The following is a 12,494-nucleotide window of genomic DNA, read 5'->3' as shown; positions in this document are numbered from 1 at the left end:
TGGGCGGCATGCCATGGCAGCGGCCCCGGCTTGCGCTACCGGCCCGGATGGCCCACCTGCCAAAGCCGACTTAGCTGGTGCAGTATGCGCCGCCTCATCGCCGGATGCCCCATTGCATGCGTCTCCTTCCGCTCGCCCTGATGCTTCTTCTGCTTGCCGAGGCGCCGGCCCTCGCGCAGTTCGGCCCGCAGGGGCCGCCTGCGGTTGGCGTCATGACGGCGGAGAAGAAGCCGGTCACCGAGAGTTCGGAGTTCACCGGCCGGATCGAGGCGGTGAACCGGGTCGAGGTGCGGGCCCGCGTCACCGGCTTCCTGCAGGAACGCGCCTTCACCGAGGGGCAGGAGGTCAAGGCCGGCGACGTGCTGTTCCGCATCGAGAAGCCGCCCTTCGAGGCGGCGGTGCAGCAGGCGCAGGCGAATGTCGCCTCGGCCCAGGCGCAGCTCGAGAATGCCCGCATCGCCCTGGTCCGGGCCAAGGATCTCCGCCAGACCGGCTACGGCCCGCAGGTGACGCTCGACAACGCCCAGGCCCAGGAGCGGACGGCGAATGCCCAGCTCCTCGCAGCCCAGGCGCAATTGCGCACGGCGGAGATCAACCTGGGGTATACTGACATCATCTCGCCCATCGACGGCAAGATCGGTCGCGCCACCTACACGCCGGGCAACGTCGTCTCGCCGCAGCTGACCGATCCGCTGGCGGTGATCGTCAGCCAGGACCCGATGCGCGTGGTCTTCACGGTCAGCGCCCGCGCCGCGGTCGAGCTGCGCAACCGCTACGAGCCGCGCGGCGGCGTGAATGCCGTGGTGATCCGCATCCGCACCACCGATGGGCGGCTCTACCCCGAGAAGGGACGCGTCGAGTTCATCGACACCCAGATCGACCGCACCACCGACAGCCTGCTGATCCGCGCCCTGATCCCCAACCCCCGGCGCCAGGAGGTGGCGGCCGGCGGCGCGGGCGACCGCGAGCTGATCGACGGCCAGTTCGTCAACGTCTTCGTCGAGGGCGCCGAGCCGGTGCAGGCCATCGTCCTGCCCCGCGCCGCGGTGCTGCAGGACCAGGGCGGCAACTACGTCATGATCGTGGATGCCGACAAGAAGGCGCAGCGCCGCGCGGTGCGGCTCGGTCAGTCGATCGACGCGCAAGTGGTGATCGAGGATGGGTTGCAGGGCGGCGAGACGGTGATCGCCGAAGGGCTGCAGCGCGTCCGCCCGGGCCAGGAAGTGAATGCGGCGCCCGTCGGCCAACCGCCCGGCGGCGCGCCAGGAGGTCGCCCCGCCGGGGCTCCGGCCGCTGCACCCGCCGGCCGGCAGGGCTGAACCGCGATGATCTCTGGTGTTTTCGTCGACCGGCCGCGGCTGGCGATCGTCATCGCCATCGTGACGACCCTGGCCGGCGCCCTCGCGCTGCTGCGCATCCCGGTTGCGCAGTTCCCGGACATCGTCCCGCCCCAGGTTTCCGTGCAGGCCACCTATCCGGGCGCCTCGGCCGCGGTCGTGGAGGCGACCGTCGGGCAGATCATCGAAAGCGCCGTCAACGGCGTCGAGAACATGATCTACATGCGCTCGAACAGCGCCAATGATGGCACCTACCAGCTCAGCGTCAGCTTCGCCCTCGGCACCAACGCCGACATCAACACCGTCAACGTCAACAACCGCATCCAGGCCAATCTCGCACGCCTGCCGCAGGAGGTGCAGCGCTCCGGGCTGATCGTGCGCAAGCAGTCCTCCTCGGTGCTGCAATTCGTCGCGCTGACCTCAACCAACCCGGACCACAACCCGATCTACCTGTCGAACTACGCCACGATCAACATGATCGACACCATGGCGCGGGTGCCGGGCGTCGGTCAGGTGAACCTGTTCGGCAGGCTCGACTACTCGATGCGGATTTGGTTCGAGATCGACCGGCTGACCAACCTGAACCTGACGCCGCAGGACCTGATCACCGCGATCCAGAGCCAGAACGTCCAGGCGGCGGTCGGCCGCATCGGCGGCCAGCCGATGCCCGACACGCAGCAGATCCAGATGAACATCCAGACGCTCGGGCGCCTGATCACCCCCGAGCAGTTCGGCAACATCATCCTCCGGGCCAATCCGGACGGATCGGCGCTGCGCATCCGCGATGTCGCGCGGGTCGAGCTGGGCGCCCAGAGCATGGATACGGTGTCGCGGCTCAACGGCCAGCCGGCCGTGACGATGGGCGTCTACCTGTCGCCGGGCGCGAACGCCGTGACGGTCGCGAACGCGATGAACAAGACGCTCGACCAGCTGGGCACGCGCTTCCCGGAAGGGTTGAGGGCCCAGGTGCTCTATGACAGCACCACCTTCGTGGTCGACACGATCCACGAGGTGATCAAGACGCTGCTCGAGGCCTTCATCCTCGTCGTCATCGTCGTCTACCTCTTCCTCGGCTCGCTGCGGGCGACGCTGATCCCGACCATCGCCGTGCCGGTCAGCCTGATCGGCTCCTTCGCCATCCTGCTGGCCATCGGCTACAGCGCCAACACCATCTCGCTCCTCGGCATGGTGCTGGCCATCGGCATCGTCGTCGACGACGCCATCGTGGTGGTGGAGAATGTCGAGCGGGTGATGGAGGAACACCCGGACTGGACGCCGAACCAGGCCGTCAAGCAGGCGATGAACGAGATCACGGCGCCGATCATCGCCATCACCCTGGTGCTGCTCTCGGTCTTCGTCCCAATCGCCTTCATCCCGGGCCTCTCGGGCGTGCTGTTCCGGCAGTTCGCGGTGACCATCTCGGCGGCGATGGTGATCTCGGCCATCAACGCGCTGACCCTCTCGCCGGCCCTCTGCGTGCTGTTCCTCCGGCATACCGGGCCGAAGCGCGGGCCGATCAAGTACGTGCTGCGCGGCATCGACAAGGTGCGGGACGGCTATGCGGCGGTGGTGCGGCGGATCGTGCGCATCTCGGTCGTCTCCCTCGCCATCACGGCCGCCATCGCCTTCGGCATCTTCGCCATCGGCTCCAAGACGCCGCAGGGCTTCCTGCCGCAGGAGGACCAGGGCACCTTCTTCGTGCAGGTGCAGCTGCCGCAGGCCGCCTCGCTCTCCCGCACCCGCGCGGCGGTCGAGCAGGTGGAGGGCATCCTCAAGCAGATCCCGGCAGTGGAGAACGTGCTCTCGATCGTCGGCTTCAGCCTGATCGACCAGGGCGCCCAGTCCAACTCCGCCTTCATGGTGGCGCGGCTGAAGCCCTTCGATCAGCGGACCAGCCCGGGCGATTCGGTCTTCGCCTCCATCGGCCGGGTCTTCGGCGCCGGCGCGGCGGTGCGTACCGCCAATGTCGTCGCCTTCAACCTGCCGCCGATCATCGGCCTCGGCACCGGCGGCGGCTTCGAGTACCAGCTGCAGGACCTGCAGGGCCGCGACCCGGCGGAGCTCGGCAGCGCCATGCTCGGGCTGATCGTCGCCGCCAACCAGGACCCGCGGCTGCAGCAGGTCTTCTCGACCTTCTCCGCCTCCACGCCCTCGCTCTATCTCGATGTGGACCGGGACAAGGCGCAGGCGCTCGGCGTGCCGATCAGCTCCATCTTCCAGGCGCTGCAGGCCTCGCTCGGCGGTTATTACGTCAACGACCTCAACCTGTTCGGCCGCACCTGGCAGGTGAACATCCAGGCCGAGGCGAAGGACCGCGACGACATCTCCGACATCTGGCGCATCCGTGTGCGCAGCAGCAAGGGCGACATGGTGCCGCTGCGCGCCCTGGCCGATGTCCGGATCGTGGTCGGGCCGCAGACCATCAGCCGGTACAACAACTACCGCGCGGTGCTGATCAACGGCTCGCCGCGCGCCGGCATCTCCTCGGGCGACGCGCTGGCCGCGATGGAGCAGCTTTCGCGGCAGGTGCTGCCGGCGGGCTACAGCTTCGAATGGACCGGCACCGCCTATCAGGAGAAGCTGGCGGCCGGGCAGACCATCTACGTGGTCGCGCTTGCCGTGCTCTTCGCCTACCTCTTCCTCGTCGCGCTCTATGAGAGTTGGACCATCCCGGTCCCGGTGCTGATGTCCGTCGTGGTCGGCGGCCTCGGCTCCTTCCTGGCGATCCTGATCGCCGGCCTCAGCCTCGACGTCTATGCCCAGATCGGGCTGGTCGTGCTGATCGCGCTGGCGGCCAAGAACGGCATCCTGATCATCGAATTCGCCAAGGAGGCGCGCGAGCGCGGGATGTCGATCCGGGACGCGGCGATCGAAGGGTCGCGGCTGAGGTTCCGCGCCGTCATGATGACCTCGATCGCCTTCTGCCTCGGCCTGCTGCCGCTGGTGACGGCGACCGGCGCGGCCATGCTCTCGCGCCGGGCGGTGGGCACGCCGGTCTTCGGCGGCATGCTCGCCGCCTCCATCGTCGGCATCTTCATGATCCCGATGCTCTACGTGACCTTCCAATGGACACGCGAGAAGGTGAAATCCTGGTTCGGCGTGCATCCGCCCGGTGGGCCCGGCGCCGGCGGCCATGGGGATGGGCCGAAGCCCGGCGGCCACGCCCCCACGGCCGCGGGATAAGGGCGGTGCGGCGGGCCCTGCTGCTCCTCGCGCTCGGCCTGGCAGCGCCCGCCCCGGCGCTGGCGCAGTCGCTCTTGCTGCGCGGCACCGATGGGCGGGAGGTCACGCTGACCGCCGCGGAGATCGCCGCCATGCCGCACGAGGCGCGGCGGCTGGAGGCGCCCGGCCATCCCGCCGCGAGCTTCGAGGGCGTGCCGCTCGGCGCCCTGCTCGCCCAGCTGGGCGCGCCGCAGGGCCAGGCGCTGCGCGGGCCGGCGCTCGCCCTCGTCGTCGTCGCCCGCAGCCGGGACGGCTATGTCGTGAGCCTTTCCCTGGCCGAGACCGACCCGACGCTGCGGCCGGGCGGCGTGTTGCTCGCCGATCGCCGCGCGGACGGGCCGCTCGGGCCGGAGGAGGGCCCCTTCCGCCTCGTCGTCCCCGGCGAGCTGCGGCCGGCCCGCTCGGCCAGGATGATCGAGCGCATCGAGCTGCGGGACCTGCGCGACCCATCATGAGACACCCCCTTTCCATCCGCCCCGGCGGTGGCAGATGATGGGGGCAAGCTTCGGATCGGGAGAGGGACGATGGCCAAATTCGGGCTGAGCCAGCCGCTGCGTCGGATCGAGGATCCGCGCCTGCTCAAGGGCGGCGGCCGCTACACGGACGATATCGCGGCGAAATTGGGCGCGGCGCATGGCGTGGTCCTGCGCAGCCCGCATGCCGCGGCGAGGATCCTGTCGATCGACACCGCGCCGGCGCTCGCCGTCCCGGGCGTGCTCGCCGTCATCACCGCCAGGGAGTGGAAGGAAGAGGGGCTCGGCGAGATCCCTTGCGTCATCCCGCTGAAGAACTCCGACGGCTCGCCGCGGGCCGAGACGCCGCGCGGCGCGCTGGCCGAGGACCGGGTGCGCTATGTCGGCGATCCCGTCGCCTTCGTCGTGGCCGAGACGCCGCAGGCCGCCCGCGACGGCGCCGAGGCGGTGATGGTCGATTACGACCTGCTCCCCTCCGCCACCGACCTCGCCACGGCGCATGAGCCGGGCGCGCCGCTGGTCTGGGACGGTGTTGCGAACAACATCGTCTTCGACTGGGACACCGGCGACAAGGACAAGGCCGAGGCGCTGATGCAGCAGGCCGCGCATGTCACGCGGCTGACGGTGGTGAACAACCGTGTGGTCGTCGCCAGCATGGAAGGGCGCGCCGCCACCGCCGAATACGATGCGGCGAGCGAGAAATTCACCCTCACCTGCGGCACCCAGGGCTCCTGGCTGGTGAAGGACCTGCTCGCCGCCAATGTCTTCCACGTGCCGCCGGAGAAGATCCGGGTCGTCACGCCCGATGTCGGCGGCGGCTTCGGCATGAAGCTCTACCTCTATGCCGAATACGCCCTGGTCTGCATGGCGGCGCGGCGGCTGAAGCGGGCGGTGCGCTGGGCCGCCGACCGGACCGAGGCCTTCCAGTCCGACACGCATGGCCGCGACAACATCACCCTCGGCGAGCTGGCGCTCGACAAGGATGGCAGGTTCCTCGCCCTGCGGACGCGCAACTACGCCAATATGGGCGCCTATCTCAACACCTTCGCACCCATGATCCCGACCATGGCCGGCACCAAGGTGCTGGCCAGCGTCTATAACTTCCAGGCCATCCATGCCCGGGTCATCGGCGTGCTGACCAATACCGTCCCGGTCGATGCCTATCGCGGCGCCGGCCGGCCGGAGAGCAATTACGTGGTGGAGCGGCTGATCGACGCCGCGGCGCGCGAGCTCGGCATCGACCGGGTCGAGATCCGCAAGCGCAACATGGTGACGCAGAGCGCCATGCCCTACACCTCGGCCATGGGCCAGCGCTACGACAGCGGCGAGTTCCCGCGCGTGCTGGATGCGGCGCTCGAGAAGATCGACTGGGCCGGCTTCCCGGCCCGCCGCGCCGCCTCGGAGGCCAAGGGCAAGCGGCGCGGCATCGGCCTCGCCTACTACCTGGAGGCGACCGGCGGCGGCCCGACGGAGCGTGCCGAGGTGCGCTTCGCCAATGACGGCTTCGCCGAGGTGCTGGTCGGCACGCAATCAACCGGCCAGGGCCATGAGACCGCCTATGCCATGCTCACCTCGAACGAGCTCGGCATCCCGATCGAGAAGATCCGCATCGTCCAGGGCGATTCCGACGAGATCCCGACCGGCGGCGGCACCGGCGGCGCCCGCTCGCTCTATTCCGAGGGGCAGGCGATCCTGCTCACCACCGCGACGGTGATCGAGAAGGGCAAGCAGGCCGCCTCCGAGCATCTCGAGGCCGCGGTGGCGGATATCGAGTTCACCCCCGGCCAGGGGCGCTTCACCGTGGTCGGCACGGATCGCGGCGTCGGCATCCTCGACCTCGCCCGCATCCAGAAGGAACGCGCGGCGAAGGGCGAGCCGGCGACGCTGCTCGACGCCGCCGAGGTGGCGGACATCAAGTTCCACACCTTCCCCAATGGCTGCCACATCGCCGAGGTGGAGGTGGAGCCCGATACCGGCCTCATCACCGTGCAGCGCTACATCGTCGTCGACGATGTCGGGCATGCCATCAACCCGCTGATCGTGCGCGGCCAGGTGCATGGCGGCGTGGCCCAGGGCATCGGCCAGGCGGTGCATGAGCGCACCGCCTACGACAAGGAGAGCGGCCAGCTCCTCTCCGCCTCCTTCATGGACTACGCCCTGCCGCGGGCGGAGGACCTGCCGGATATCGAGGTCGAGCTGATCGAGGTGCCCTGCGAGACCAACCCGCTCGGCGTGAAGGGGGCCGGCGAGGCGGGCGCGGTCGGCTCGCCGCCGGCGCTGATGAATGCGCTGGTGGATGCGCTCGCCACCGTTGGCGTGCAGCATATCGACATGCCGGCGACGCCGGAGGCGGTGTGGAAGGCGATTGCCGGCGCGAAGATGGCGGCCTGATACTTTATGCCCCACGAAGCCGCTTGTGCGGCTCCGTGGGGCCCCGTTCAGCGCTTCTGGTCCGAGGGACGTCACAGCCTGCCGCGGCGAAGCCGCGGCAGGGCAACGGGCAGCGACAGGATGGACTGGCCCTGCCCGACCTATCCCTGCCGCGCCAGCAGCGCCCGCGCCATGCGGTCGAACTCGGCGACGGTGAGCGTCTCCGCCCGCCGCTGCCCCTCGATCCCCGCTGCCTGCAGCAGCCCCTCGGCATCGCCGAGACTCTTCAACGCGCCGCGCAGCATCTTGCGCCTCTGGCCGAAGGCGGCGGCGGTCAGCCGCTCCATGCTGCGGAACAGTGCCGGGCCGGGATCCTCGGCATGCGGCACGAAGCCGACCACCGCCGACCACACCTTGGGCGGCGGGCTGAAGGCGCCGGGCGGCAGGCGCAGCAGCAGGTCGCAGCGGCAGCGCCACTGCGCCAGCACCGCCAGCCGCCCATAGGCCTTGGTGTCCGGCGCGGCGCAGATGCGCTCGGCGACCTCCTGCTGGAACATCAGCGCCATGCCCTCGAGCGCCGCGGCGCCTCGGAGCCAACCAACGAGCAGCGGCGTCGCCACGTTGTAGGGCAGGTTGGCGATGATTTTCCTGGGAGCCGGCAACAGGCTCGCCGGGTCGATGGCCAGCGCATCGGCCTCGATCACCCGCAGCCGACCCGGGAAGGCCGCTTCCAGCTCGGCCAGCGCGGCGACGGCGCGCCGGTCCAGCTCCACCGCCGTCACCATCGCGGCGGGCGAGGCGAGCAGCGCCCGGGTCAGGCCGCCGGGCCCCGGCCCCACCTCCAGCACCTGCCGCCCGGCGAGGTCGCCGGCCAGCGCCGCGATGCGCCGGCAGAGCGCCTCGTCGAGCAGGAAATGCTGGCCGAGCGACTTCCGGGCATCCAGCCCGTGCCGGGCGATGGTCTCCCGCAGGGAGGGGAGCGCGGCGCCGCTCACGCGCGGAGGCCGCCTGGGATCAGTGCCGCATCTCGATCTGCGCCCGCCGCTTGAGGTCGCGCTGCAGCTGGCGGGACAGGTTCTCGATCCGGTCGCGCAGGATCTGCTGCTTCACCTCCTCCGGCGTCACCTCGGCGAGGTTCCGCATGTCGCGCGAGCAGACCATCATCACGATCACCCCGTCGGGCGTCAGGATGGGCTGGGAGGCCTTGCCGGGCGTCAGGCCCGCCAGCAGCGCCTTCAGCGGCGGCGGGTTCACCGTCTCCAGCCGGATCAGGCCGGGATCGATCGGCCGCTCGCCGGCGCCGCCGCTGCGCCCGGCCGCCTCCACCGCGTCGCAGCTTCTCGCATTGGCCGCGAGGCGCTGCGCCTTCTCGACCTGGTCGCGCTGCTGCTGCGTCGGGTTGTTGGGATCGAGCGTGCCGCTGAAGGGGAAGAAGGCCTGGCGCATGCTGATCATGGTCGCCATGTCCCGCCCCGTCTCGCGCTTCTGCCGGAGCGCGATGATCTGGTAGCCGCCGGGCACGCGGATCGGGTTGCTGATGGCGCCGGGCGGCATGCGCTCGAGCACCGAGGCGACCTCAGGGTCCACTTCCTCCTTGCGCACCCAGCCGAGATCGCCGCCCTGCAGCGCCGTCTGCGCCTGGCTGAACTGGGTGGCGGCGATCGGGAAGGGCGTGCCGCGGCGCAGCTGGCCGATGACATCCTCGACGAAGCGCCGCACCTGCGGCTCGTTCGCCGGATCGTCCACCGGCACGAAGATCTCCGAGACCAGGAATTCCGGCTGGCCGACCCGGGCCTTGGCGTTGCGCACCGCCTCCTCCACCTCGGCCTGGGAGGGCTCGGCATTCGGGCCGAGCTGCTGGCGGATCAGCCGCGCCCAGCCGATCTGGGTGCGGATCTGGTCGTAGAGCACGCGCGGCGCCACGCCGACCTGGGCGAGCTGCTGGCGCAGCGCCCCCGGCGGCAGGTTGTTGCGCTTTTCCAGCTCGCTGACCGCATCCGCCACATCGGCATCGGTCACCGGGATGCGGCGGCGCTGCACCTCCTGCAGCCGCAGCCGCTCATCGACCAGCAGCCGCGTGACCTGCGGCGTGAGCCGGTCCAGCGTCTCGGGCGCGACGGCGATGCCGGCATTCAGCGCGAAGAGCCGGGCACGGCCGATCACATCGGCCCGGCTGACCACCTCCCCGTTCACCACCGCCACGATGCGGTTGGTCTGGGCGGCCGCCTGGGATTTCCCTGGCAGCTGCGCCGCGGCGTGCTGCGCGAGGGCCGGACCGGCCAGCAGCGCGGCGAGCGGCAGGGCAAGGAGGGGAAGACGCGGCATGGTCCCGCTCTCTACCCGGCGCCGGGCGGCAGGGCCATACCCTACAGCATGCCCTGCGCCATGCCCTGCGCCTCTGGGCCAGGCGCCCCTGGGCCAGGCGCCTCGAACCAAGCGGCGAAGGCGGCGAAGGTGCCGGCGGCGCCTTCCAGCATCGCCGCCCGGCGGCCGGGATCGGCCCCGCAGCGCTCGAGCGCGGCGCAGCATTCGCGCCACAGCACCGCATGCCGCGCCCCATGCCCGAGCAGGAAGCGCCGCCCCGCCTCGCCCGGCGGCAGCAGCCCGTCCAGCGCCCGGGCAAGCTGCCGCCCGCCGAGGGTGGAGCCCTCGGTCACGTAGAGGCAGCCGAGCGCCCGGGCGGCGCTGTCGAGCACCGGCAGCGGCGCCAGGCCCGGCACCGATCCCGCCCCCCCGGCCGCGGCGCCGAGCGTCGCCAGATCGGCCTCGATCAGCCAGGCCCGTCGCCGCTCGGCGAGGTGGATGCCCCAGGGAGCGAGGTCCGGCGCCCGGGCGAGCGTCGCCTCGGCGCCCCGATGGAAGCCGAGGAAGCGCCGCAGCAGCGCGGCATAGCCCGCCCGGTCGAGCCGCCCGGCGGCGAGGGCGGCCAGCGCCGGCAGGCCGTGCAGCCGCTCATGGATCGCGCCCGTCGCGGCCTGCAGCGCCGCCCGGGTCGGGCCGGGGCTCATGCCGGCCTGCATCGATGTTGACGCATCGATGCCCTCATGCGCCGGCGCTGCCCTCGGCCGCTTGGCGTCGCCGCATCGGTGGCGGCGCCGGCTGCAAGCCAGGGTTTTTGCAGGCCGGCATCACCGTCGCCCGAACAGCGATTCGAGCTCGGCCGGGCCGAGGCGGAGGAAGGTCGGGCGGCCATGGCTGCAGGTGGCGGCGCGCGGCGTCGCCTCCATCTGCCGCAGCAGCGCCGCCATCTCGTCCGGGGCCAGCCGCCGCCCGGCACGCACCGAGCCATGGCAGGCCAGCCGGGCGATGGCCGCGTCCAGCCGCCGCTCCAGGGCGAGCGCCTCGCCGCTCTCGGCCAGCTCCTCGGCCAGGTCGCGCAGCAACGGCGCCGGGTCGGCGGCGCCGAGCAGCGCCGGCAGGGCGCGGACCAGCACCGCGCCGGGGCCGAAGCCCTCGATCTCCAGGCCGAGCCGCGCCAGCCCCTCGGCGAAGCCGAGCAGCCGCGCCGCATCCGCCGGCGGCAGGTCGACCACCGCCGGCAGCAGCAGCGGCTGCGCCCGCACGCCGCCCTCGACGAGCTGCGTCCGCAACGCCTCATGCGTCAGCCGCTCATGCGCCGCGTGCTGGTCGACCAGGATCAGCGCCCCGTCCGGCGCCTCGGCCAGGATGTAGGTCTCGAGAAGCTGCGCCAGCGGCCGGCCAAGCGGATGGTCCGCCGGGGCGGAGGCAGGCGGCGGCGCGGCGGCCGGGCGGGGCGGGGCGAAGCCGAGCGGCAGGGTGGCGATGGGCGACGGCGCCGGTTCCGGCGGGGCTAGGCCGAGCTGCGTCTCGTCGAAGCCGCGCCCAGAGGCGAGCATGGCCGGGGCGGCGGGCAGCGGCGCCGGGCCGCGCGGCCGCCAGCCGCTCCAGCCGCCGGGCGAGGGCCGGTACTGGGTCAGCGCCGGCGCCGGCACGGCCACCCCCGCCCCGGCGGCGAGGCTGCGCCGCAGCGCCGCGATCAGCATGCCCCGCACCCCGGCCTCCTCGCGGAAACGCAGCTCGGTCTTCATCGGGTGGACGTTCACATCCACTGCCTCGGGCGGCAGGTCGAGGAAGAGGGCGGCGACCGGATGCCGGCCGGCGGCGATCAGGTCGCGATAGGCGACGCGCAGCGCCAGGCGCAGCAGCGGGTCGCGCACCGGCCGGCGGTTCACCACCAGATGCTGCTCGGTGCCCGTCGCGCGGGTATAGGCCGGCTGGGCGGCGAGGCCGGCCAGCGTCATGCCGCCCGCCTCGGCCGCGACCGGCAGGGCGGCGGCGGCGAAATCCGCGCCGAGCAGGGCGTGGATGCGCGCCTCCTGCGCCTGCACCGGCAGGGCGAGCACCTCCCGGCCGTCATGGCTGACGCGGAACCCCACCTGCGGCCAGGCCAGCGCCAGGCGTCGCACCATCTCGATGGCCGCCTCGGCCTCGCTGCGCGGGCTCTTCAGGAATTTCCGCCGCGCCGGCACCACCCGGAACAGGTCGCGCATCTCCACCCGCGTGCCCGGCGCGCCGGCGGCGGGCAGGACGGCGCCCTTGCGCCCGGCCTCGACAGTGAGCGCATGCGCGTCGCCGGCGCGCGGCCGGCTGGTGATGGTGAGCTGCGCGACGGCGCCGATGGAGGGCAGCGCCTCGCCGCGGAAGCCGAGGGTGGCGATGCGGAACAGCATCGCCTCCTCCGGCAGCTTGGAGGTGGCATGCCGCTCGACGCAGAGGGCGAGGTCCTCCGGCCCCATGCCGGCGCCGTCATCCTCGACCAGGATGCGCTCGATCCCGCCGCCCTCGAGGGTGACGGCGATGCGGGTGGCGCCGGCATCGAGCGCGTTCTCCACCAGCTCCTTCACCACCGCGGCCGGCCGCTCCACCACCTCGCCGGCGGCGATGCGGTTGGCGGTGGTCTCGGGCAGGAGGCGGATGGCCTGGCGCATGCGAATCGGCATGAGCCTAGCATGCGGGTCCGGCTTTGCCCCCTGCCCGTTGCCCTGCCATGGCTTCGCCGCGGCAGGCTGTGATGCGCCCCGGGTCAGAAGGGATTCACCGGGGCCGCCGCGAAGACGCGCAGCGGCTTCGT

General features: G+C 71.9%; 8 protein-coding genes. 4 read left to right on the top strand and 4 right to left on the bottom strand.

Annotated features, from left to right (window positions below; genetic code table 11):
- The first annotated feature begins 116 nt into the window (after window positions 1-116).
- From HJG45_RS09125 to HJG45_RS09110, 4 genes are all read left to right on the top strand, one after another.
- Window positions 117-1,319: an efflux RND transporter periplasmic adaptor subunit gene (locus HJG45_RS09125; RefSeq protein WP_254452404.1), complete on the top strand. Its 1,203-nt coding sequence runs from the start codon at window positions 117-119 to the stop codon at window positions 1,317-1,319.
- Window positions 1,320-1,325: 6 nt separating this feature from the next.
- Window positions 1,326-4,520, top strand: coding sequence for an efflux RND transporter permease subunit (locus HJG45_RS09120; RefSeq protein WP_171611823.1), 3,195 nt, complete (start codon window positions 1,326-1,328; stop codon window positions 4,518-4,520).
- A gap of 5 nt (window positions 4,521-4,525) precedes the next feature.
- Window positions 4,526-5,014, top strand: a complete 489-nt coding sequence (locus HJG45_RS09115; protein WP_171611822.1) for a molybdopterin-dependent oxidoreductase — start codon at window positions 4,526-4,528, stop codon at window positions 5,012-5,014.
- A 69-nt stretch (window positions 5,015-5,083) separates the two neighbouring features.
- The gene (locus tag HJG45_RS09110) at window positions 5,084-7,423 is read left to right on the top strand and encodes a xanthine dehydrogenase family protein molybdopterin-binding subunit (protein WP_171611821.1); all 2,340 of its coding nucleotides are present in this window, start codon (window positions 5,084-5,086) and stop codon (window positions 7,421-7,423) included.
- A 140-nt stretch (window positions 7,424-7,563) separates the two neighbouring features.
- Here the strand turns inward: HJG45_RS09110 and rsmA are convergent, their stop codons facing one another.
- The 4 genes from rsmA to mutL form a co-directional block, all read right to left on the bottom strand.
- The gene (rsmA, locus tag HJG45_RS09105; protein ID WP_171611820.1) at window positions 7,564-8,397 is read right to left on the bottom strand and encodes a 16S rRNA (adenine(1518)-N(6)/adenine(1519)-N(6))-dimethyltransferase RsmA; all 834 of its coding nucleotides are present in this window, start codon (window positions 8,395-8,397) and stop codon (window positions 7,564-7,566) included.
- Window positions 8,398-8,416: 19 nt separating this feature from the next.
- Window positions 8,417-9,727, bottom strand: a complete 1,311-nt coding sequence (locus tag HJG45_RS09100) for a peptidylprolyl isomerase (protein WP_171611819.1) — start codon at window positions 9,725-9,727, stop codon at window positions 8,417-8,419.
- Between the two features lie 41 nt (window positions 9,728-9,768).
- Window positions 9,769-10,410 carry a biliverdin-producing heme oxygenase gene (locus HJG45_RS09095; protein ID WP_171611818.1) on the bottom strand — a complete coding sequence of 214 codons (642 nt, stop codon included), beginning with the start codon at window positions 10,408-10,410 and terminating at the stop codon, window positions 9,769-9,771.
- Window positions 10,411-10,530: 120 nt separating this feature from the next.
- Window positions 10,531-12,363: a DNA mismatch repair endonuclease MutL gene (gene mutL / locus HJG45_RS09090; RefSeq protein WP_171611817.1), complete on the bottom strand. Its 1,833-nt coding sequence runs from the start codon at window positions 12,361-12,363 to the stop codon at window positions 10,531-10,533.
- Window positions 12,364-12,494: the final 131 nt, after the last annotated feature.

Origin of the sequence: Roseicella sp. DB1501 (genome assembly GCF_013112485.1) — a bacterium.
GTDB lineage: Bacteria > Pseudomonadota > Alphaproteobacteria > Acetobacterales > Acetobacteraceae > Paracraurococcus.
This window is presented reverse-complemented; position numbering and strand designations above follow the sequence as displayed.

What these genes read in the sequence shown, in the direction of transcription:
- HJG45_RS09125 (WP_254452404.1), top strand. Translation starts at nt 117, where the DNA reads ATGCGTCTCCTTCCGCTCGCCCTGATGCTTCTTCTGCTTGCCGAGGCG.
- HJG45_RS09120 (WP_171611823.1), top strand. Translation starts at nt 1,326, where the DNA reads ATGATCTCTGGTGTTTTCGTCGACCGGCCGCGGCTGGCGATCGTCATC.
- HJG45_RS09110 (WP_171611821.1), top strand. Translation starts at nt 5,084, where the DNA reads ATGGCCAAATTCGGGCTGAGCCAGCCGCTGCGTCGGATCGAGGATCCG.
- HJG45_RS09100 (WP_171611819.1), bottom strand. Translation starts at nt 9,727, where the DNA reads ATGCCGCGTCTTCCCCTCCTTGCCCTGCCGCTCGCCGCGCTGCTGGCC.
- HJG45_RS09095 (WP_171611818.1), bottom strand. Translation starts at nt 10,410, where the DNA reads ATGAGCCCCGGCCCGACCCGGGCGGCGCTGCAGGCCGCGACGGGCGCG.
- mutL (WP_171611817.1), bottom strand. Translation starts at nt 12,363, where the DNA reads ATGCCGATTCGCATGCGCCAGGCCATCCGCCTCCTGCCCGAGACCACC.